22 protein-coding genes, 1 pseudogene and 1 riboswitch are annotated in these 23,422 nt (G+C 37.3%); of the genes and pseudogenes, 11 read left to right on the forward strand and 12 right to left on the reverse strand.

Features of this window, described 5'->3' with window-relative positions; all coding sequences use genetic code 11:
* Positions 1-67 precede the first annotated feature (67 nt).
* From K332_RS0110100 to K332_RS0110140, 9 genes and pseudogenes are all read left to right on the forward strand, one after another.
* Positions 68-1,084 carry a FecCD family ABC transporter permease gene (locus K332_RS0110100; RefSeq protein ID WP_026907356.1) on the forward strand — a complete coding sequence of 339 codons (1,017 nt, stop codon included), beginning with the start codon at positions 68-70 and terminating at the stop codon, positions 1,082-1,084.
* Positions 1,081-2,103: a FecCD family ABC transporter permease gene (locus K332_RS0110105; RefSeq protein ID WP_026907357.1), complete on the forward strand. Its 1,023-nt coding sequence runs from the start codon at positions 1,081-1,083 to the stop codon at positions 2,101-2,103. The genes K332_RS0110100 and K332_RS0110105 overlap by 4 nt, the downstream gene beginning before the upstream one ends.
* Before the next feature lie 19 nt (positions 2,104-2,122).
* Positions 2,123-3,124: an NAD(P)/FAD-dependent oxidoreductase gene (locus tag K332_RS0110110; RefSeq protein WP_026907358.1), complete on the forward strand. Its 1,002-nt coding sequence runs from the start codon at positions 2,123-2,125 to the stop codon at positions 3,122-3,124.
* 56 nt (positions 3,125-3,180) lie between these two features.
* Complete coding sequence (locus tag K332_RS0110115) at positions 3,181-3,741, forward strand: NADPH-dependent FMN reductase (protein WP_026907359.1); 561 nt, start codon at positions 3,181-3,183, stop codon at positions 3,739-3,741.
* Between the two features lie 102 nt (positions 3,742-3,843).
* Positions 3,844-4,686 carry a COX15/CtaA family protein gene (locus tag K332_RS22325; protein WP_051359423.1) on the forward strand — a complete coding sequence of 281 codons (843 nt, stop codon included), beginning with the start codon at positions 3,844-3,846 and terminating at the stop codon, positions 4,684-4,686.
* A gap of 149 nt (positions 4,687-4,835) precedes the next feature.
* A riboswitch (FMN riboswitch) is annotated at positions 4,836-4,982 on the forward strand.
* Between the two features lie 248 nt (positions 4,983-5,230).
* Positions 5,231-5,884: a riboflavin synthase gene (gene ribE, locus K332_RS0110125; RefSeq protein WP_026907360.1), complete on the forward strand. Its 654-nt coding sequence runs from the start codon at positions 5,231-5,233 to the stop codon at positions 5,882-5,884.
* A gap of 15 nt (positions 5,885-5,899) precedes the next feature.
* A pseudogene (ribB, locus tag K332_RS22330) lies at positions 5,900-6,499 on the forward strand (3,4-dihydroxy-2-butanone-4-phosphate synthase); the annotation flags it as partial.
* A gap of 72 nt (positions 6,500-6,571) precedes the next feature.
* Entirely contained in the window at positions 6,572-7,039 is a 468-nt protein-coding gene (gene ribH / locus K332_RS0110135; RefSeq protein WP_026907361.1) for a 6,7-dimethyl-8-ribityllumazine synthase, read from the forward strand.
* 110 nt (positions 7,040-7,149) lie between these two features.
* Positions 7,150-7,776, forward strand: a complete 627-nt coding sequence (locus tag K332_RS0110140) for a DUF3298 and DUF4163 domain-containing protein (protein ID WP_026907362.1) — start codon at positions 7,150-7,152, stop codon at positions 7,774-7,776.
* A 103-nt stretch (positions 7,777-7,879) separates the two neighbouring features.
* Here K332_RS0110140 and K332_RS0110145 read toward each other — a convergent pair whose 3' ends face one another.
* The 9 genes from K332_RS0110145 to K332_RS0110185 form a co-directional block, all read right to left on the reverse strand.
* Positions 7,880-9,373 carry a nitrate/nitrite transporter gene (locus K332_RS0110145; RefSeq protein ID WP_026907363.1) on the reverse strand — a complete coding sequence of 498 codons (1,494 nt, stop codon included), beginning with the start codon at positions 9,371-9,373 and terminating at the stop codon, positions 7,880-7,882.
* Positions 9,374-9,492: 119 nt separating this feature from the next.
* Positions 9,493-10,026, reverse strand: coding sequence for a hemerythrin domain-containing protein (locus tag K332_RS0110150; RefSeq protein WP_026907364.1), 534 nt, complete (start codon positions 10,024-10,026; stop codon positions 9,493-9,495).
* Between the two features lie 293 nt (positions 10,027-10,319).
* Entirely contained in the window at positions 10,320-10,967 is a 648-nt protein-coding gene (locus K332_RS0110155) for a response regulator transcription factor (RefSeq protein ID WP_026907365.1), read from the reverse strand.
* On the reverse strand, positions 10,968-12,044 hold the full coding sequence (locus K332_RS0110160; RefSeq protein ID WP_026907366.1) for a sensor histidine kinase: 1,077 nt from the start codon (positions 12,042-12,044) through the stop codon (positions 10,968-10,970).
* Complete coding sequence (locus K332_RS0110165) at positions 12,041-12,496, reverse strand: GAF domain-containing protein (RefSeq protein ID WP_026907367.1); 456 nt, start codon at positions 12,494-12,496, stop codon at positions 12,041-12,043. Before K332_RS0110165 ends, K332_RS0110160 begins: the two co-directional genes overlap by 4 nt.
* Before the next feature lie 37 nt (positions 12,497-12,533).
* Positions 12,534-13,217 (reverse strand): respiratory nitrate reductase subunit gamma, encoded by a 684-nt coding sequence (gene narI, locus K332_RS0110170; protein ID WP_026907368.1) that lies wholly within the window; start codon positions 13,215-13,217, stop codon positions 12,534-12,536.
* Positions 13,214-13,783, reverse strand: a complete 570-nt coding sequence (gene narJ, locus K332_RS0110175; protein ID WP_026907369.1) for a nitrate reductase molybdenum cofactor assembly chaperone — start codon at positions 13,781-13,783, stop codon at positions 13,214-13,216. Before narJ ends, narI begins: the two co-directional genes overlap by 4 nt.
* A complete protein-coding gene (gene narH / locus K332_RS0110180; RefSeq protein ID WP_026907370.1) occupies positions 13,776-15,311 on the reverse strand; it encodes a nitrate reductase subunit beta in 1,536 nt (511 codons plus the stop codon). The genes narJ and narH overlap by 8 nt, the downstream gene beginning before the upstream one ends.
* Positions 15,301-18,975, reverse strand: coding sequence for a nitrate reductase subunit alpha (locus K332_RS0110185; protein WP_026907371.1), 3,675 nt, complete (start codon positions 18,973-18,975; stop codon positions 15,301-15,303). The genes narH and K332_RS0110185 overlap by 11 nt, the downstream gene beginning before the upstream one ends.
* Positions 18,976-19,671: 696 nt before the next feature.
* Between K332_RS0110185 and K332_RS0110190 the strand changes: the two genes are divergently transcribed.
* Complete coding sequence (locus K332_RS0110190) at positions 19,672-20,094, forward strand: hypothetical protein (RefSeq protein ID WP_026907372.1); 423 nt, start codon at positions 19,672-19,674, stop codon at positions 20,092-20,094.
* A gap of 78 nt (positions 20,095-20,172) precedes the next feature.
* On the opposite strand, the gene K332_RS0110195 is transcribed toward K332_RS0110190, so the two are convergent.
* Positions 20,173-20,946, reverse strand: a complete 774-nt coding sequence (locus tag K332_RS0110195) for a FixH family protein (RefSeq protein ID WP_026907373.1) — start codon at positions 20,944-20,946, stop codon at positions 20,173-20,175.
* 23 nt (positions 20,947-20,969) lie between these two features.
* The gene (locus tag K332_RS0110200; protein ID WP_026907374.1) at positions 20,970-21,557 is read right to left on the reverse strand and encodes a DeoR family transcriptional regulator; all 588 of its coding nucleotides are present in this window, start codon (positions 21,555-21,557) and stop codon (positions 20,970-20,972) included.
* A gap of 248 nt (positions 21,558-21,805) precedes the next feature.
* Here K332_RS0110200 and K332_RS0110205 point away from each other — a divergent pair, with 248 nt between their 5' ends.
* Positions 21,806-22,042 (forward strand): cation transporter, encoded by a 237-nt coding sequence (locus K332_RS0110205; protein WP_026907375.1) that lies wholly within the window; start codon positions 21,806-21,808, stop codon positions 22,040-22,042.
* A gap of 33 nt (positions 22,043-22,075) precedes the next feature.
* Here K332_RS0110205 and glnA read toward each other — a convergent pair whose 3' ends face one another.
* Complete coding sequence (glnA, locus tag K332_RS0110210; protein ID WP_026907376.1) at positions 22,076-23,413, reverse strand: type I glutamate--ammonia ligase; 1,338 nt, start codon at positions 23,411-23,413, stop codon at positions 22,076-22,078.
* Positions 23,414-23,422 lie beyond the last annotated feature (9 nt).

Raw genomic sequence — 23,422 nt, forward strand, 5'->3', positions numbered from 1 at the left:
TGATAATCATTTTCAATTATAAAGTCAATACATATCTATTATACCTTATATTAAATCGAGGGAAATTATGCTAAACACAATTAAACACTCAACCATATTAAAAACAATCATTAATAGTATTGCCATACTATTACTCTTTTTATCAATTACGCTATCTATTTCTTATGGTGTCACATCGATACCACTTGAAACCGTTTGGAACGGTATTTTTTCATTTGATAGTAGTATGACAACACATCAAATAATACAGGAAATTAGAATACCTCGCACCTTATCAGCAGCATTTGTGGGAGCTTTTCTAGCTGTGTCTGGTGCTATTATGCAAGGGATGACACGAAATCCCCTTGCTTCTCCGTCTATAATGGGTGTTACCGATGGAGCAGCTCTAACATTGGTCATCATGTTGGCATTCTTTCCAGCAATCTCTAATTTGGGATTAACTTTTTCCTCCTTTTTAGGTGCTGGATTGGCAGTAGCACTTATATTTTTTATTGGATCCTTTTCAACAGGTGGATTAACCCCGGTTAAGCTTGCATTAGCAGGTGTGGCCATTGGAACTATGCTACGCTCCTTATCTACCATTCTGTCGTTACATTTTAATTTGGAAAAGGAAGTAGGATTTTGGCTTGCGGGTGAATTATCTGGTACGAGTTGGACATCCGTTCAAGTTCTATTCATTTCAGGGATTATTGGACTGCCTCTCGCCTTCTTCTTAGCCAGATCCATTACCGTACTTAGCTTGGGAGAAGATATGGCAACAAACTTAGGACAAAACAGTATTCTTATTAAAACGCTTGGTATCCTCACGATTCTCATCCTGACTGGAGCAGCAGTTTCTGTTGCTGGAGTAGTGGGTTTTGTAGGACTTATTGTGCCTCATATTACTAGATTTATTATGGGTACAGATTATAAGTGGATCATCCCTTCTTCCGCTATATTCGGTGCTTTACTACTTGTTTTGTCTGATTTAGTATCCAGGTTTATTAGTGCACCATTTGAAACACCTGTAGGAGCTATTACATCATTAGTTGGTGTTCCATTCTTCCTATATTTAGCACGTAATAGTGGAGGTGGGACAAAGTGAATCACAATAGTAAGTCGAAGAAAAAGAAATTTATTGGAATTAGTTTAATACTGACTGCTCTTATTATCATAATGATTTTTGTTAGTTTGCGTACTGGGGTCATTTCTATTTCATTTCAAGAGGTAATAGAGACCATTTTCCAAAATGGTTCTAAAAAGAATGAACTTATACTATTTGAGTTTCGATTACCAGGTATCATTCTTGCCATACTAATCGGGATAGGTTTAGCAGTTTCTGGTGCCATTCTACAAGGTATAACCCAAAATGAGCTGGCAGAACCAGGTATAATGGGAATTAATACAGGAGCTGGCCTTGCAATTGTCCTGTATCTTTTTCTTACTCGAGCATGGCTACCTACTAGTAGTGCCTTATCCACCTGGATGATGCCTATAGCTGCAATGCTTGGTGCATTATTTGCCGCATTGCTAATTTATATATTAGCATGGAAAAAAGGGGTAAACCCCATTCGTCTTATTCTTGTGGGTATTGGGATTAATGCTGGATTTGCAGCATTCATTACCATTTTCCAATTAAAAATGGACCCACAAGACTATCGACAAGTAACGGTTTGGCTATCTGGTGATATATGGAATGCTAATTGGAATACGGTAATAGCATTTTTGCCATGGATCTTAATTCTGATTCCTCTAGTCTTACGAAAACTCGAAACATTAAACGTATTAACTTTAGGGGATGACTTAGCTTCTGGATTGGGAGCAAATGTAGAAAAGGATAGGCGAACCTTACTAATTCTTGCTGTTGCATTGGCAGGAGCATCGGTTTCTGCAGGAGGGGCAATTGCCTTTTTAGGCTTAATTGTTCCACATATAGCCAGAAAGATTATTGGTCCATTACATCAGTATATCATTCCACTTTCCATGTTAATTGGTGCCTTGCTAATTATTACTGCCGATATAGTTGGAAAGGTAATCTTGGCACCAACAGAAATACCAATTGGAATTGTAGTTTCCATGTTAAGTGCTCCTTATTTTATTTACTTGCTAATGAAATCTGCGTAATTTCTAGGAGGAATAGTTAATGAATAACGACCTTTTTGATGTAACCATAATAGGTGGTGGACCGGTAGGATTGTTTACTGCTTTTTATAGTGGGATGCGTGAAATGAAGACTAAAATTATCGAATACTTACCCTACCTGGGTGGAAAAGTATCCTACTTTTATCCTGAAAAAATAATTCGTGATATAGGGGGTATTCCCCAAATTTCAGGAGAAAAGTTAACCGAAAACTTAATTGAGCAAGCGATGACCTTTGACCCCACCATCGTATTAAATGAACAAGTATTGGATGTAGAAAGATTAGAAGATGGGACATTTCTACTGACAAGCCATAATGGTGCAAAACATCATACAAAAACAATTATACTGGCTACAGGGTTTGGTACATTAAAATCCGTTAAATTAGATCTTCCTTTCGTTGAGGAATTTGAGGAATCAAGCATACACTATGCCATTAAAAGTCTAGCACGCTACCGAGGGAAAAAAGTACTTATTTCTGGTGGAGGAAATAGTGCGATTGATTGGGCTAATGAACTTGAATCCATCGCAGAAAAGGTAACATTAATTTACCGGAAAGAAGCATTTTCCGGAATTGAAAGTAATGTAAGGAGATTAATGAACTCATCGGTTGAGGTCCTTACCCCGTATCAATTGATTGAACTACAGAAGAGCGAAGGTAAATTATCAAATGTAGTCATTCAACATATGGAAACTGACAATCAACGAGAAATGAATATTGATTATCTAATTGTTAATCATGGTTTCCATATTAACTTAGGACAGATAGCTAATTGGGGACTTGCTATGCTAGATAATACCATTCAAGTCGATCATACCATGTCCACTTCTATACCTGGAATTTTTGCAATTGGTGACATTTCAAACTATCCACATAAATTAGGTTTAATTGCTGGTGGCTTTAATGAAGGACCAATCGCTGTGAATAGTGCTAAGCAATATATTCTACCAGATGAACAATTAGTTAATTTATTTTCAACCCATTACGAATCTTTTAAAAAGTAATCAAACTGGATTGTATACATCTAAACGGTGGGTAGAAAAGAAGGGAGACATCTATTTTGAAACTTATCGGAGTATCTGGAACACTGGCTGGAAATAAAACATCACAGGCCGTACATGATGTATTAGCAGCAGCTTCTCTCATTGACTCTACTATTAAAACAGAGTTAATTGACTTAAGAGAATATGAAGTTGAATTTTGTCGGGGCGAACCATTAACTTATTATAATGACGATACATGGAAAGTGGTAAAGAAAGTGTTGGATGCTGACTTTGTCGTGTTCGGTACGCCTATCTATCAGGCATCCATTTCAGGAGTCTTAAAAAACTTATTAGATTTCTTCCCAGAGTACGCTTTTAAAAATAAGGTAACCGGGATTATTGCTACAGGAGCTTCTGAGAAACATTTTCTTGTTCCTGAGAATCATTTAAAACCTGTCCTTTCCTACTTAAGAGGCTTGGTACCATCAACCAATGTATTTGTACATAATGATTTTTTTGATATCGAAACAGATGAAATAATTGATCACGGTATTTCTAAGCGAATTCATCATTTGGCAGAGGAAATGATTTTCTTACAGCGTAGTATAGATAGTAGATTGAATTCTAGCGAAAAATAAACAACGAATGAAGCGTGCCAAACCTAGTGACAAATCTCACAGTAAGAATTTTCCGAATTTAGTATACTCCTCTTGTTCTTTTAAAAACAGGAGGGGTTTTTTATGTCTAGGGAGAAGTTAGCTGCAGTGACAATTGTTTTAACATACTTTCTCATTGTCTTCGGTGGTTATGTAGCCTCATCAGAATCTGGGATGGGCTGTGGACCAGAATGGCCACTATGCAACGGAGAAGTGATTCCAGAATTACAGGGGGAAACATTGATTGAGTTTGGACATCGAGTAATAGGGGCAGTCCTTTTTGTATTATCAATCGTGTTATTTGTGAAGGTTAAAAAGGAAAAGGGTAGCAAACAGGAAAAGCTTGTGGCTAATTGGATGATCGGGTTACTTACTTTGCAATTGATTGCGGGAGCCATTGTTGTTTTCTATCATCTACCCTCGATTGTCATTACCATCCACCTATTAATTGCCATGATATTTATGAGTATCCTAACTTGGTTTTGGCGTCTTACATATACTAGAATTCAGCTTAAAAACCATAGTCGTATCAAAAAGCATCTATCCTTTCTTGCTACTCTATTATTTATCACCATGGCACTTGGGGCTTACATAAAACACCAACATTATGGAATGGCATGTGGATACTTAGAGTGTAATGATCGGGTTCTACCAACAACCTGGCCTGAATTCCTACAATCATCCCACCGATTATTCGCTTTCCTATCTACTATCTATATATTGTTCCTTTCCGTAAAGGTATTTTCTATAGGAAACAACAGGTTAAACATTCGGATGATTCTTGCTTTAATTATCATTCTAGTTCAGTTGATAATTGGGGTAATGACGATTGTTTCAACCATAGCGATTTCATTTGCTGTGTTACACTTAGCAGCAGCTACATTGCTTTTTGCCATTGTGATAGAGACAAGGATTGTGATGGATTAGTGATAAGAATAGCTATGTATCTTTATTACTAGTTATCTAAAAGAATGAAGCTAAATGAATTCCGCAAGAGATAGTATCTTATATTAATTGTAGAATTTATTTGTTTGGTAATTAAAAAGTATTATGATACCATAGAACTTAATTAAATAGAATTCCTTCGGGGTCGGGTGTAATTCCCAACCGGCGGTGATGAGATTTTTTCTCTAAGCCCGTGACCCGTTATTATATTTTTAATAACGGTGGATTTGGTTAAATTCCAAAGCCGACAGTTAAAGTCTGGATGGGAGAAGGATATCGGGTAAATTCAAAAATATAGTTTTTGAATTTTATTTGTTATGCATTTTCTCCCTATCATTATTATAATGATGGGGATTTTTTAGTAATGGGAAAAATTTACTTATCTAGTCGTAATTGTTCCATAGTGACAATTTGTCAGCGTATTTTTCTATTTCTATATATTCTCCGTTTCTTCTTACCTATCCCCCACCCCCCCAAGAGAATTTCATTCTATTTAAAAAATGATTTCATAGAAAGGATGATACCTATATTTACTGGATTAGTTGAAGAATTTGGCACCGTTAAAAACATTTCCAAGAATGGCCATTCCATGAACGTAACAATTAAAGGAAAAAAAGTTATGGGTGATTTAAAACTCGGTGACAGCATTGCTGTGAATGGTGTTTGTTTGACGGTTACTGAATATGACAACCATTCTTTTATAGCAGACGTAATGCCAGAAACGTTTAAAAGCACCTCATTAGCTAACTTAAAGGCAGGATCACTTGTTAACTTAGAACGGGCCATTGCAGCTGGGGAACGTTTTGGTGGGCATTTTATTAGCGGACATGTGGATACTGTAGGACAGATTCTCCAAAAGAAAGTAAGGGAAAATGCACTATATATTGAAATACTATTTCCAAAAGAATATGGCCACTTGGCCATACTAAAAGGCTCTATAGCAATCGACGGTGTCTCATTAACAATATTTGAAAAAAGTAATCAAACCGTTACCGTATCACTAATTCCCCATACGGCTAAAGAGACAGTTCCTGGTATCAAGGGGGTCGGTGAAAAAGTGAATATTGAGTTTGACATGGTAGGTAAATATCTTTTTTCATTCCAAAATGCCAATATACAAGAAACGAAAGATAAGCAAACCATTTCAAAGAATTTACTTATAGAAAACGGATTTATGTAATGAAAGGATGGTTAGATGTTTGATAGTATTGAAGATGCGATTAAGGATTTAAAAAGTGGTCAAGTAGTTATCGTTTGTGATGATGAAGACAGAGAGAACGAAGGTGATTTCATAGGGTTGGCTGAGTATATAACACCACAGACAATTAACTTTATGGCAAAGGAGGGGCGAGGACTCATTTGCACCCCAATCACGAATAAATTAGCTAGAAACCTTAATCTTAATCCCATGGTCTCTAATAACACAGACAATCACGGGACAGCCTTTACAGTTAGTATCGACCATATAGATACAACAACAGGAATTAGTGCTCATGAACGAGCATTAACGATTCAAAAAATGTGTGATGACCATTCTTCACCAGAAGATTTCAGAAGGCCTGGCCACATTTTCCCACTGATAGCTAGAAATGGTGGTGTTTTGGAAAGACCAGGACATACGGAAGCTTGCGTTGATTTAGCCAAACTAGCAGGTGCAAAACCTTTAGGAGTTATTGTTGAAATCATGAACGAAGATGGAACAATGGCACGGGTCGTTGATTTAAAGAAAGTAGCTCAAAAATTCAATCTAAAAATAATAACCATAAAAGATCTCATCCAATATATGCATAATCATACTGGAAGATAACCTAAAATTATCCCCTATATTTCTAAAACACAAAATGAAGATATGAAAGGAAAGAGTAAGATGAAAAGAGTATTGGAAGGAAGTTTAATAGGCTCGGGACTTAAAATAGGCATTGTAGTAGGACGTTTCAATGAGTTTATCACAACCAAATTACTTAGTGGTGCTGAAGATGCGTTAAAAAGACATGGAGTAAATGAAGAGGATCTTACAGTTTTATGGGTTCCAGGAGCATTCGAGATTCCCCTGGCTGCTAAGAAATTAGCTACTAAAGGTGAATTTGATGCAATCATCACATTAGGAACCGTTATAAGAGGTGCAACCCCACACTTTGATTTTGTGAGCAGTGAAGTTGCAAAAGGCGTAGCAAATATCGGATTACAAAGTGATATCCCAATAATATTTGGTGTCCTTACGACTGACTCTATTGAGCAGGCAATTGAACGAGCAGGAACAAAAGCAGGAAATAAAGGCTATGAGGCTGCTATTTCAGCAATTGAAATGGGTAATCTTTATAAAGATATAATTTAATATATTTAGAAAGGATCCCACTATTTGTGAGATCCTTTCTTATGTACGAAATTCCTAAAGTTTATATTCACACACCATACTATAAGGAATAAGATAAGGTAAAAAAAGGAATGAGCAAATTGCCTACTTTTCCAGTTCAACTTATTACATTAAACGTTAGTGGTGGTCCAAATAAGATTATATATTATCCACAGGTAATCCAAATGGAAAATCAATCACTCGAAAGGTATATTAATCAATCCATTATTCAACAATCTCAAGCACTAATTAATCAGCAAGTTGCGGAAATGCCAACAACCGTAGTGGAGATGCTGGGTACGTATGAAATAAAAAATAATCAGCGAAATGTCCTAAGTCTCACGCAAACAAATTACACGTATCATGACAAAGCTGCACATGGTATGACATATATTAAATCGTTAACATTCGATTTAGAAGCCCAAAAGAAAGTAGAATTAAAGGATTTATTTAAACCCGACAGTAATTACGTTGAACGGTTATCAGCAATTATCCAAGAGCAAATTAAACAACGTGACATTGGGCTTATTGAGGATTTTACGGAAATCAGTCCTAACCAAGATTTCTACATTGCCGATAAAACCCTAGTCATCTATTTCCAACTATATGAAATTACACCATATGTTTTTGGCTTTCCAATGTTCCCAATTTCTGTGTATGATATTCAGAATATAATTAAGGAAGATGGGCCGCTTTCGAGAATGGCAGAGAATAATTAACAACCACGAACAACCACGGGGACAGGTTCATTGGCTGTAGCCAATGAACCTGTCCCCGTGGTTGTTTCGACTCTAGAGCTAAGGTACCTATTCTTTTGTTATTTTACTTTTTAACCTCTGTAATATCGGAGAATGTTCCAACATAACGAATCGGTTCTCCTGTTTCATCCTTTATAGTACTGATGTTTAACCATTCTAAATATAATGTGCCATCTTTTCGTTTATTCCAAATCTTACCTTGCCACTCCCCATTTGCATGAATCTCTTGCCACATTTTCTGATAGAATTCAGCTGATTGTTTACCAGATTTCAGCACAGCTGGTGTTTGCCCAATAATCTCATCCTCTGTGTAACCTGTTAATGTGGAGAAAGATGGATTAACTGCTATGACCTTACCATCTATTTGCGTTACCATAATTCCTTGCCCTGTAGAGCTAAATACATCATTTGAAATCTTTAATCGATCCTGATAATAAATCCAGATTACTAAGATTAAACTTGCCAGCGTAATTTGCGATAACAACATAAAGCCAATAGCATAATGACTCGTAATCGAATAAACACTAGCTAATATTAGCGGAGGGAAGAATCCACCTAGCCCTCCCATCATAGATACAATACCATTTGCAATACCAGCTTGTTTGTTAAAATACATCGGTACTAGTTTGAAGATGACTCCATTTCCAATCCCTGATGAAATAGCAATAGCGATGGAGCCAATGGTGTAAAGACCAATTGATGGCGAGAAGGCTAATATAATTGCTGCTATCGTATAGATTCCGAAAACTCCTATTAGTAGAGTTAGAGGTTTAAAACGGTCACCCAGCCAGCCGCCAACTGGACGTAGTAAGGTTGCTACAGCGATAAATCCTGCCGTTCTTAATCCAGCATCAACCTTATCTAGTCCAAAGTTTCCCACGAGAAAATTTGGCAAATATACTGTAAAAGCAACAAATGATCCAAATGTTATAAAATAAAACATGGAGAAAAGCCAGAGCTTGTCATTCTTATAAACACCTTTAATTTGTTCGACAATCGGAGTTTTCACCTTTTGTTCATGACGATCCCCTATGAAAATATTAAGTACGATAAATAATAATAACAGGAGTAAATATAGTTTTACCGTTACCTCCCAACCTACTTGGGTTGCTATAACTGGAGCAGCAAACGTCGTGATTGCCGTCCCAATGTTACCAACACCATACACACCATTAATCAAGCCGTGTTTTTCTTTCGAATAGTATTTTGGTAAAGAGGTAACCCCAACTGAGAATACTGCCCCTCCAATACCTATAAACAATCCACCAATAACTAAATCAGTAAATGTAGAAGCTTCACTAATATAGAAGACCGGAAACAATAACAAGACAAAACTTATAATAAATACAATTCTTGCCCCCACTAAATTAGCAAGATACCCAAGCGGAATTCGTAGTATGGAGCCTAGCACTACCGGAATAGCAGTTAAAATAGCAATGCTTTCTGGTTGTATTGTAATATCTTCTTGTATAAATGGTAGCAAAGAGGAGATAATAACCCACACCATAAAACCAATAACTAGATTCGCAGTTTGCAAAGGTAATTGTAATTTTTTCATGTTTCTTTCTCCCTTTTTTTCCTATATGTTTTAACTTCTAACTACCTTCATTTTATTTAGTGCTCGATATGAATAATATAGGGGAGTCCCCCAAATTTCTTAGGTGACTCCCCCATTTTTTATGATGTAATAAGTGTATTTAGTTCTTCCATTAATTGATTCAAATCGTCTATTCTCATCACACGGTCAACCATAGGAAAAAGCACCGTCACTTCCTTAACAAAGTGAATCATAATTACTTCAAATGTCTCACCAGCATCTTGGACAATTTTCTTCATTTCTTGATAGGAAAAGTCTTGAACATTCCCCCTTGAATGATGGAAGAAGTGCCCCATATACCCATCAATTTCCTTGTGCTCTTCTTCAATTGCCACAATTGGCCCTTGTTCTTTACCAATATACATTCCAAGCATAGGGAAAAAGTACTTTTCTTCCTTATCCGTATGGTTTTTAAATGGTTCAATAAAGGCCTTCAATTTCTCTTGTAAGGTAATGAATGCAGCTCTCGCTTCTTCCTCATTTTCAAAAGAATCGTTTTCAAATTTTAATACAATAGGGTGCCATTCTTCCATTAAATACTGTAAATATCGATGTTCGTTTTCTAAGATTTGTGTTGCGCGATTTTTCGTTTTGAAATCTTGCTTTGTCCACATTTATAAGCACCATCTTTCATTAAGGCAACTTTTGTTAGACTGCGATGTAACTAATAATTTTTAGTAGAGCACCATACCCGCTCCGGAAATACACTGCGCTTTCCATGGGCGGCTGTTGAGCCTCCTCGTGCTGTCGCACTGCGGGGTCTCACCTATTCCTGTCCTCCCATAGGAGTCTCCGTGTATTTCCGGAGCTGGTGCAGATTTAGAATATAATAACTGCCTATGCAAATTTTACATCTATTATTTGTTAGTTTTATGCTTAGAAAAAAAGCTTTCGTAAACAGCTTACTTTAAAATTCTAGTAATTTCTTTTTAAGTGCAAATTCTACTAATTCTGGTTTACTTTGCAATTCAAGTTTTTCCATGATCTTTGCTTTGTGAGCTTCGACTGTTTTTACGGATATGTAAAGTTTCTCCGCTATCTCTTTATTGCCAAACCCTTTTGCAACTAGTGGTAAAATCTCTAATTCTCGTTTTGTTAATAATTTCAGTGGGTCTGTTCGGTTGGATTCTCCATCATATTTTACAAATTCTCGTACCAATGAACTAGCCATTTTAGGTTCGATGTATGTACCATTATTATGGATTGTGCGAATTGCTAAAATTAACTCTTCATCAGGTGAATTTTTTAAAATATACCCAGATGCTCCGTTTCGTAATACATGAAATAAATATTCTTCATCATCATGCATCGTTAAAATCAGTATCTTTGTTTTTGGGAAATCCTCATGTATTCTACCAACAGCGGTTAAGCCGCTTTCCCCTGGTGGCATACTTAAATCTAGTAGTAAGATATCTGGTCCAAATTGTGATACTTTTTGATAAGCTTCAATCCCATCTGCCGCAGTGGCAACAACTTCCATATCGGATTGCAAGTTTATAATCATCGAAAATCCACTACGTACAACAGCATGGTCATCAGCAATCACAATCTTCATTTATAATGGGACCTCCTTCTCTTCCAGTTGTGTTGTCGGTAATGTTAGATAGACCGTTGTTCCTTTACCTATCTCAGAATGAATTTGAAGCCTACCACCAATTAAATCAGCACGTTCTTTCATCCCAAAAATACCCAATCCAGATCCTTTTACGTCAGGTCTTTCCGTGTCAAACCCATTCCCTTGATCTTGCACAATAAGCTCTAATTTTCCGTTTTTCTCTGAAAGGGTAACATTCACCTCTAACACCTGAGCGTATTTTACTGCATTTAAAACCGCTTCTTGGCAAATTCGGTAGACAGACGTTTCAATATTTTGAGAGTAACGTTTTTTATTAATGGTTGATTGGTAATTAACATAAAAACCATAACTATGTTCAACCCATTTAAAATGCGAACGAAAGGCAGCTTCCAGTCCAAGGTCATCTAGTGAGGCAGGTCTTAGGAATACAGAAAGATTGCGAATATCAGCTATTAATCTATTAAGTGATTCCTCTGTCTGTTTGACGCGTGAATGGATTTCTTCATGACTCTGAATGTATTTTAATAGACGCATATCGACTAACATACTAATTAATTCTTGTACAACACTATCATGAAGCTCACGGGAAATTCGCTTACGTTCATTTTCCCCAGCCTCAAACGTTTTCTTTAGCATTTCGTTACGATAGAGCATTTCCTGTTGTTTATATTGTAATGTTAAATCTCTAAGCATATAGACATGGATCCCGTTTTCCTTATCAATCGTATGATAAGTTGCTGTAAACGGGACAATTCCTTTATCACGAGTATCCAAGTAAACTTGAAAAGATGTAAAGTTACCCTCTTTATCATTTACATAACAATTGGAGCAGGTAATATGCTCTTCACTGCTTGTATAGCCACGACATAATGAACATAATGTATGAGCCTTACCATTCTTTATGGATTCTATTACACTTGGATCAATAATTCGCTCCGCGGCAGGGTTTAGTGATAAGATTTTTGCGGAGTTATCTAAGAAGAATATTGCTTCTGTGCTGTTTTTGTACATTTTCATTAAGAATTCAATTATTTGTGAATGGGTAACTTGATTCAATTTGCCAACAGCTCCCGTATAAATAATGGCCCGAAACTATCACCTAAATCATAGATAACTTGTTGATAAAAATCTTCCGAGATGCCATTTGGTTTACGTGATGCAAACATTAAAACCGCCTTAACCCTATGATGTTTAAATAACGGGATAGAAACGCAACTTTTAATCTGTTCGAATTGTAGTATCGGGTATTCATATAACTCATTTATACTAATTTCATCATGAACATTTTCTAGAATTAATGATTTTCCAGTTTTAAATACCTGTCCTGCAATCCCTTTACCAGATCGTAATGTAATACGCTGATACAAATCATTCAAGTTTCCTGATATATACTTCCACTTTAATACATATTCTTGATCCGGCATAACAATTGCTAATGCAATAAGATCAACCTCATATGTCCTTCTAAGTTCATTGATTGCTTCTTGATAATTAAATGCGTAAACCACCCGAATCTTCCCCTCTATCATACGCGACTAGTTAGACTTATCTTTTTCTAAGGTGTCTTCTATATAAGATGTAGCTCCTACCAACATAATTCCATGGAACACTCCAAACATGAACAAGGCGGGTAAATGGCCAAAGTGCAAAAATCGTAAATCCTGCAAGAACATGCATTTTAAATGTAAAAGGAACATTCATCATATATGCTGCATCAGGTCTTAAAATAATTAAATCTCTAAACCAAATAGAAATGGTGTCTCGATAGTCGAAGTCGTGTTGGATATTATTGGTTACAAGTGTAGCATAGACACCAATAAAAACGATAAATAATAATAAAAAATTCACAATAATATCAGACATGGAGCTTAGCTTACGTACTGATTCTTTCGTAACACGTCTCAAAGTTAAAAGTAACATTCCTGCAAGCGTTACAATTCCAAATAATCCTCCAACATATACTGCCCCGATATGGTACAAATGATCATTTACACCAATTGCGCGCATCCACTCTTTTGGAATTCCTAAACCAGCAACATGACCAAAAATAACTGGAATAATCCCAATATGAAATAGCAAGCTACCAATCATCAATTGTTTTTTCTCGATAAACTCGCTTGACTTTGCTGTCCAGCTAAATTGATCATGCTTATAGCGAAAGATATGCCCTACTATAAAAACTACAATACATAAATAAGGAAATATTATCCACAAAAATTGGTTCATCAACTTGACTCTACCCCCTGCTTTTTCACACAGGATTTCAACATAGCACGAAGTCCCTTAACAAGATGGACATAAGGACTTTTTTGCTTTTCTAATGATTGTACGAGATGATAGGTACCATCCTCCATGACAGCGAACAATAAAGAAAAGCTCTGCGGTGACCGGTCATCATGTAACCAATCACCTGCAAAAATAAACTCACACATTAGTGGTAAATAATCGGAAAGCTCACTCTTTGGCATATTTAACCCATACATTTCATAACAGACTTTAAGCCTTGCAAGCATTTGCCCACGCTCTTTACTATCCTCAAATTTAGGATAGGTCATATATAAAGTGGACGACTTATGAAAATCAAATGTTTCGATATATTCTTCTTGGATTTTATCTAAGTCAAATTTCTGCATGGTTACAAAGTACGTTAAAACATGTTCATATCCGGGAAACTCTTTCTCGAAACAAGCATGCAAGTATTCTGAATCAAAATCCACTGCCTCTGGATAAGAAAGATGCTGTGTAAAAAAGCTAAAAGCTTGTTTATATTCATGGAGTTTTGCAAGATCAATCACGCCAAATCCCTCCGTAGAAGTTTTCTTCATAAACTTCTTTACCTGTTTTCCCTGCTGGTACTGTAGGTCCACAGCCGTCACAATCCATTCCAAATCCTTCTGAGCCTTGGGCACGGTACGTATTCATATATCCTTCTTTATGAGAAGTTGGAATCACAAAACGATCCTCATACTTCGCAATAGACAATAGGCGATACATAGATTGAGTTTGATGCGCAGTAAGCCCAACGCGTTCTAAACGAGTTTCATCAAAATCTTTTCCACTCGAAAGAGCACGCATATACGACCGCATCATCGCCATTCGTTGTAATGCCTCTTTCACTGATTCTGCATCACCGGCTGTTAGCATATTAGCCAAGTATTGAATTGGTGTGCGCATTTCCTCAATTGCTGGAAAAATAGCATCCGGATTCTTAATAGAGTCTTTCCCTTCAAAATAGCTCATAATCGGGCTTAGTGGTGGTACATACCAAACCATTGGTAGTGTACGATATTCTGGGTGAAGTGGAAAAGCTAATTTATACTCAATTGCTAATTTATAAACTGGTGAATTCTGTGCAGCCTCGATCCAGTCCTCTGTAATCCCATCTTTTCTTGCTTGTTTCATCACTTCTGGATCATGTGGATCTAAGAATAAATTACATTGTGCTTCATATAAATCTTTTTCATCTGGTGTAGCTGCTGCTTCTAACACCTTATCTGCATCATAAAGTAATACACCTAAGTAACGTATACGACCAGTACATGTTTCTGAACAAACAGTTGGTAAGCCAGATTCAATTCTTGGATAACAAAATGTACATTTTTCTGCTTTATTTGTTTGCCAGTTGAAATATACCTTTTTATACGGACAGCCTGTCATACAATAACGCCAACCACGACATGACTCCTGATCCACAAGAACAATACCATCTTCATCACGTTTATACATGGCACCCGAAGGACAAGAAGCAACACAGCTAGGATTTAGACAATGTTCACATAAACGTGGAAGGTACATCATAAATGCCTGTTCAAAATTAAATTTAATTTCTTCTTCAATCTTCTCAATGTTAGGATCCTGTGGACCCGTAACGTGAGCACCAGCCAAATCATCCTCCCAGTTCGGTCCCCATTCTAAATCCATTTTTTTACCGGTTACTGCAGAATGTGGACGAGCCACTGGTTGATGTTCTTTCTCACCAGAATTTGTGAGATTATCGTAATTATATGTCCATGGCTCATAATAATCCTTCATTTCTGGCATATCAGGGTTATAAAAAATCTTACCTAATGCGATTTTTGATAGCTTGGAACCAGCTTTTAGCTCAAGCTTGCCATTACGCATTTGCCAGCCACCTTTGTATTTCTCTTGGTCTTCCCAGCGCTTCGGGTAACCAATACCAGGCTTCGTTTCCACGTTATTAAACCACATATACTCCGCACCAGGGCGATTTGTCCACGTACTTTTACATGTCACACTACAGGTATGACATCCAATACATTTGTCCAAATTCATTACCATTGCTACTTGTGCCTTAATCTTCAAGCCAATCTACCTCCTTCATTTTTCTCACAGCTACATATACATCCCGTTGGTTTCCTATAGGACCATAGTAGTTAAAGCCGTAGCTTAACTGAGCATATCCACCAACCATTTGGGTTGGTTTCACATGAATTCTAGTTGGGGCATTATGACTTCCACCACGTTCACCCGTTATTTCTGAACCAGGAACATTAATATGTTTATCCTGGGCATGGTACATAAACATCGTTCCCTGTGGCATTCTGTGACTGACAACCGCTCGGGCTGTTACAACACCATTACGATTAAATACTTCAACCCACTCATTATCATGAATATCATGTTGTTTAGCATCCACATCACTAATCCAAACTGTTGGCCCACCTCTAAATAACGTTAACATGTGTAAATTATCCTGATACGTACTATGAATATTCCATTTTCCATGTGGTGTTAGATAGCGAAGGACTAGCGCATCCTCTCCACCGACTACCTTTTTATCCCGCGTACCAAATACCATTGGTGGTAATGTTGGTTTATAAATGGGTAAAGCCTCACCAAATTGGAGAAATATTTCATGATCAATATAAAAATGTTGTCTACCAGTTAATGTTCTAAATGGCACCAATCGCTCGATGTTTGTAGTGAATGGTGAATAACGTTTACTACCTTTATTGGACCCAGTAAAGACAGGTGTTGGGATTACCTCACGCGGTTGTGCGGTAATTTGATCAAACGTTATTTTTTCCCCTGCCCGGTCTGCAGAAATATCTTTTAGTTCGAGACCTGTATCCTTCTCTAATGATTCATATGCACGTTGTGATACGGCACCATTTGTTGCAGATGAGAGATGTAACATTGCATTAGCAGCTTGACGTGCCGTATCTAGCTTTGGTAAGCCATTTTTAAACGTTTCATCAAAATGGGTTCCATTAATTAATTTTAGTTCTTCATATTCCTCGGCAACAGAGAAATTAACACCATGTGCACCGGTCTTTCCTTCTTTCAAATTCGGACCTAGTGTGACATATTTATCATAAACTTTCGTATAATCTCGCTCGACAATCTGTATGTTAGGCATTGTTTTTCCTGGTATCGTATCAATCTCACCCTTTTTCCAATCCTTAATCTTACCTAAGGGTTGGGCAATTTCATTTGGTGAATCATGTCCGAGTGGGGCAGTGACTATATCTTGATACGTTCCAGGTAAATATTCTTCAGCCATTTTTGAAAAGGTTCGTGCTAGTGATCGATAAATATCCCAATCGGAACGGGACTCCCATAGTGGATCAATCGCTGGGTTAAATGGATGAACAAATGGATGCATATCTGTTGATGAAAGGTCTGTTTTTTCATACCAAGTTGCTGCTGGTAAAACAACATCCGCATACATTGGTGTTGCTGTCATTCTAAAGTCTAAGGCTACAAGTAAATCTAGCTTTCCTTCGACTTCTTCCCGCCACTTAATTTCTTCAGGCTTTTCCTCATCATTTGGTGTAGATAAGAGTCCATTATGTGTGCCAAGTAAATGCTTCATGAAATACTCTTGACCCTTTGCTGAACTGGAGATTAAATTAGAACGCCACACGAATAATGAACGTGGGAAATTCTCTTCTGCACCTGGATCTTCAATTGCAAAATTCATCTCACCAGATGTTAATTTATCTACAGTATGCTGAACAATTTCTTCATTCGTTGTTTTCCCTAGTTTTTTAGCCTCTTCTACTAACTCTAAGCTATTTTGATTAAATTGCGGGTAGGACGGTAACCACCCTAAACGAGCAGCTAATACATTGTAATCTGCTGGGTGTTTGTAACGAATGTCCCCACCGGTTGGTGACTTTAGTGACTCGTTTCCTGATTCTTCATATTTCCATTGATCCGTAGCAAAATAAAAGAATGAAGTTGCATTTTGTAAACGCGTTGGTCCTTGCCAATCCTTAGCAAAGGCAATAGTTGACCACCCTTCAATTGGACGACACTTTTCCTGCCCAACATAGTGAGCCCAGCCACCACCATTTTTACCTTGTGATCCGGTCAAAATTACAAGATTTAAAATAGCACGGTAAATTGTATCACTATTGAACCAGTGGTTAATTCCAGCACCCATGATAATCATGGAGCGCCCATTCGTATCAATTGCATTCTGTGCAAATTCGCGTGCCACCTGTGTAACTATAGAAGCTTTTACACCAGTAATCTTTTCCTGCCATGCTGGTGTGTAATGGGAGTCTGCATCATCATACCCCTTAGCCTCTAGAGGACTTCCGCTTTTCCTTATACCATATTGGCTAATCATTAAATCATAGACAGTAGTTACTTTCTTCGTAGTTCCATCTGCTAGTTTAATAGATTTAACGGGAATAGGGCGTCTAAATATTCCATTCCCTTTTTGGTCGAAATAAGGGAATACCATCTCTTCCCAATTTGAATCATGTGGAACTACAGATAATGCAGGTGTAATTTTAGACCCGTCTTCCCGCTTTAAAATTAAATTCCACTGTTTCTCTTCTTCCCAGCGCTGTCCCATCGTACCATTTGGAACAATAATCTCATTTGTAGCTTCATCAAAAATAACTGGCTTCCATTCCGCATGCTCATCCGTTTGTCCAAGGTCACTTGCTCTTAAGAAACGTCCGGCCTTATAGCTTGTGTCTTCTTCTTCCAACATAATTAGAAATGGCATATCCGTATATTGCTTTGCATAATCGATAAACATAGATTCTTTTCTTTGCTCATAAAACTCATCTAAAATAACATGTGTCATTCCCTGGGCAATTGCTGCATCTGAACCTGGATTAGGAGCCAACCAATTATCAGCAAACTTCACATTCTCCGCATAATCCGGTGCTACAGATACAACTTTCGCACCTTTATACCGTACTTCCGTCATAAAGTGTGCGTCTGGTGTACGTGTTAGCGGGACATTGGATCCCCACATAATTAAGTATTGTGCGTTGTACCAATCAGACGATTCTGGTACATCGGTTTGTTCACCCCATATTTGTGGCGAAGATGGCGGTAAGTCTGCATACCAATCGTAGAAGCTTAACATCTCTCCACCAATTAAATTGATAAAGCGAGCCCCCGATGCATAACTAATCATTGACATCGCTGGAATTGGTGTAAAACCAGCAATTCGATCTGGACCGTACTTTTTAATCGTATAGATAAGCTGTGCAGCAATAAGCTCTAATGCCCCGTCCCATGGGACACGAACATGCCCCCCTTTACCGCGGGCGCTTTTATATGTCTTAGACTTTTCCTTATCTTCTACAATACTTGCCCAGGCCTTGATTGGATCATTGTATTCCGCTAGCGCTTCCCGCCATAGGCGCCATAGTTTACCCCTCATATAAGGATATTTCACACGAAGTGGACTATATTCATACCAGGAAAAAGATGCCCCACGAGGACAACCTCGTGGTTCGAATTCAGGCATATCAGGTCCACAGGAAGGGTAATCAATTTGTTGATTTTCCCATGTGATAATGCCATTCTTCACAAATACTTTCCAACTACATGAACCAGTACAGTTGACACCGTGGGTTGTCCGAACTACTTTATCATGTGACCAACGATTGCGATACATATTCTCCCAATCCCGACTCTTCTCTTCCAGAAGCGACCAATTTCCGGAATATCGTTCTATAGGTTTAAAATACTTCAATCCAAATTTACGCTTCAATTGGTTCCACCACCTTAAAATGATTGCACTCCTACATGTATCTGTTGAACAGAATTCATTTTCTATACATGTATTCATACACCTTGGAAGCTATTCACTGTTCTACAACCTATTATGAGGAATTTTAATCCTGTATTATATTAGGGATAATCCTATTAATCTTGGTAAATACCCTTTTCTTCCCCACTCTATTCCTAGTAGATTTGTCATATTCACGTTTAATAATGACAAAATTTGACCTTGGTTAGATTTTGAAACTAATTTCCAACTGCTACATTATGTGATTATCGTTAAATATCAATCTTTTCGAAGAGTGTTTTGTTGTATTATTTTTGTTGTTTTATAATGCGCAGTTGATGGAAAGTGTGAAGTAACTTAAATTATTAAATGAAGTACGTGGGTTTCCGTATAAATTTACAGATTTCCTGTGTTGAGGCCTCAAGGTGCGAGAAGCCATGCGCCCGATTCCGGAAAACATGAGCCCTCACAGCCAGAGCATGCGACCGATTCAGGAAAACATGGGCCCGAATTATGAAAACGTAGTCCTTGTTACTTCACACTTTATACAAATTCTGTAATTTACAACAATCTTTCAGAATACTACCTTTACGAAATTAGTCGATGCAATTAAGGGAAATCCCTAATCTAATAATTTAGTAGATTATGATAAGCTATACGTAGAAGGAGTGGATATTCATGAGCGGACCATCATTAAAACAATTGCATGCCCACCATGCCATTCATGCAGGAGCACTAGCGGGTGCTATAGCAAAGACAGAACAACTAAAACAATTTATACTAGACAGAAATCAAGAACAAATTAAGAATGCTGTTTATGACTTAATTGATTATTGGGAAACAAGAATTATTAGTCATGCGGACGCTGAAGAGGAAGAAGATGGATTTTACGAGGAAATTTTGGAATGGAAGCCCCAACTAAAAGATGAAGTTACCGCATTGAAACGGGATCATACTATTTTACGTATAATCACTCAAGAAATTAGAGATATTATGGTTCAGGACGGATATACCGATAATGTTTTAGATAAGTTTCTAGCATTAATTATTGTAAATGAGATTCATAGTCGGGATGAGGAGCGTATCCTATTAGAAGATTAAACAAAGAGACAAATTTATTACCTATTAAAAATACCCAATAAACATTCACTTTCCAATGTTTATTGGGTATTTCCTACTCTATTTCGTTACTTCCATTTGATGCTCTGTATGTTCATGAAGACCTTCATCATTTTCCACATGAATGACTATTGTATACATACCCTCTTCTATAAAGGAATGAGAATTTGTGTATTCTCCAGCAACAGATTCCTCCACATCAATCCAATCATGTTTCTCAGAACCTTCTTGATAGATTTCATAACGAACTCGAGCTTGCTCAAGTGGCTCATTATCCAATTGTAAATGTACCATTAGCTCTATTTCTTGATTTACTTTTACATCCTCAGGTTTTACAAAATGCATACTAAATCCTTCCGCAAGGTCATGCCCACCATGTTCGTGACTATCTTCATCATTATCATGTCCATCCCCATGATCAGTGCTTACACCTTCACCGACTGTAATCGACTTTTTAGGCATAGTGTGTAAATCTCTTGCAGTTGTATGAGCATATATTTCATAAACACCATCAGATTCAAAGGAAACCTCCGCAGTATATGTACCATCTTCATTATTAGTAGATTCGATCGTTGTCGTATTATCTTCGTCACCTTGTAGCCAATATTCAAAATTGACATCGTCAGCATCTTTCACTTCTTCGTCACCATATGTTACAGTAGCCTTTAATACCACTGTCTCACCAACATCCGCTTTTTCCGGTACTTCAAAATCAACTACTAATGTTTTTACCTCTTCCGTGTCTTGCTCCGCTTTATTCTCTGTATCATTATTACATGCAGCTAAAACCGTTAGAAGTAATAGGAACATGACCATCAAAATTTTTCTTCTCATTTTTCAGTCCTCCAAAATTTTATTTAAAGTTGTTTGCTACAACATGAATCTTTTCCGTTTATCTTTTCAAAAATAGACTCCATCGCTTCACTAAAGCTATATACTTTCCCACCAAATCCTTTAACGAATTTGTCGGCATGTTCTTTCCATTCAAAGGTTAATATTTGCGGATGGCAACAGCCAATATGGATAGAAGTATCCATAACATACCAAGCTACTTTCGCACTAATCGTTGTTTGCCGTAAAAAGTCTGGACAAATTGCTTGAATATGGTCGTTTCCTAGTTGACGGGAACGAAGCAGTCCACAGTGGGCACAACACGCCATTTCAATTGTATTATTTGGTAGAAATAGACGATAAGCTAAACGTTCGTTTACTTTACGACTACACAAAATACACTCATCAGAAGCGTTATGTTTACTAGTGGGTTTGCTAGCTAATGTAACACCACCAAAAGTCTTAATAACTATACCTTCTTCAATTAAAGGTTTTAAATCCCGATGGATGGTCATTTCTGATACACCAATCTCATTGCTTAATTCTGAGATTCTCATGTTATGTCTATCAAGAATTAATTCTTTAATACGTTTTTGTCGCTCAATTGGCAACAATACATTCACCCCCTGTCCGCAATCGAATGATTAAACTTTAACAAATCACAACAATCTCTAACAAGAATGTATCAAGATTCGATAAACTAATCAATAAAATTTCTGTGAATAATATGTGAAAACAGTGATAAACAAGCTAAAATTCACTAAATGTTTAAAAAGATATGTTTGTATTAGTTTTCTATTATAAATAACAAACTCAAACATATAATGTACCGTTAATTAAAATTAAGGTGGTGAAGATCTGAATGAATGAAACAGTTTACTTAGAAGTAAAAGGAATGCATTGTAAGGATTGCCCTAAAAAGGTTGAAAAATCCCTTACAAAGTTGGTTGGAGTAAGCGAAGTGAAGGTGCAGTATGAAACGGAAGATGGCTATGTAACTTTCAACAAGGAATTAGTAAGTATGATTGATATTATTAATCGAATTAGCAAAATGGGCTTTGAAGCAACACCAGCTAATGAAGCACCAATCAAGAATTAACGAGAGGTGCCTTCCAAACAGGCACCTCTCAACCTAATAGTACATGATATATTGTTCTCTTTCCCATGCATGAACCTGGGTTCGGAAAGATTCCCACTCGATTCGTTTTGCTGCTATAAAGTGGTTACTAATATGCTCACCTAGTACACTAGTGATAACTTTATTCGTTTCAAATGCTGTAATAGCTTCTTCCAGATTCTTTGGAAGACTTTTAATACCCGCATGCTCTTTTTCCCCATCTGTCATTTGATAGATATTTTGATTAATAGGTTCACACAATGAAGCTTTACTTTTAATACCATCTAACCCCGCCGCAAGCATTACTGCTAAAGCGAGATAAGGATTGGCAGACGAATCTGGATTTCTCAATTCGATTCGAGTACTCATACCTCTACTAGCTGGGATACGAACGAGTGGACTACGGTTTTTCTCAGACCATGCAATATAACTTGGTGCTTCATAACCTGGAACTAAGCGCTTATAGGAGTTAACCGTTGGATTCGTAATTGCGGCAAAGCTATAGGCATGCTTTAGAATTCCTGCTAAATACTGCTTCGCTATTTCACTCATCCCTAGTTTATCCTTCTTATCATAAAAGGCGTTTTCGTTTCCACGGAAAAGTGACTGATGACAATGCATTCCTGAACCATTTACCCCATGAAGTGGCTTCGGCATAAATGTCGCGTGAAGTCCATGTTTTCTCGCGATATTTTTCACTACCAGTTTAAACGTTTGAATTTGGTCAGCAGCCTCTACTGCATTAGCATACTTAAAGTCAATTTCATGCTGTCCTGGAGCCACTTCGTGATGGGAGGCCTCTATCTCATACCCCATTCCCTCTAGCGTTAGTACTATTTCCCGTCTACAGTTTTCACCAAGATCTACCGGAGCTAAGTCAAAATAACCTCCGTTATCATTTAGGTCCATCGTAGGGTTGCCACTTCCATCTGTTTTAAACAAGAAAAATTCCGGCTCTGGTCCAACATTCATGGCTGTAAACCCAAGCATCTTTGCCTCCCCCAACACGCTTTTCAACATTCCCCGAGGATCTCCAGCAAACGGATTTCCATTTGGTAAATATACATCACAAATAAGTCTCGCAATCTTACTCTCCTTTGCCTCCCAAGGAAAGATGAGCCAGGTACTTAAGTCTGGATATAAATACATGTCAGACTCCTCAATGCGAACAAAACCCTCTATCGAAGAACCATCAAACATTACTTGATTATTCAACGCTTTTCCCAGCTGTCTAACTGGTATTTCCACATTTTTAATCATGCCGAATAAATCGGTAAATTGTAAGCGAATATAACGGACATCTTCTTCCGCTACTATTTTTAAGATTTCTTCTTTTGTATATGATTTCCCCATTTCATTTCC

This window comes from Paucisalibacillus globulus DSM 18846 (genome assembly GCF_000482485.1).
Lineage (GTDB): Bacteria > Bacillota > Bacilli > Bacillales > Amphibacillaceae > Ornithinibacillus > Ornithinibacillus globulus.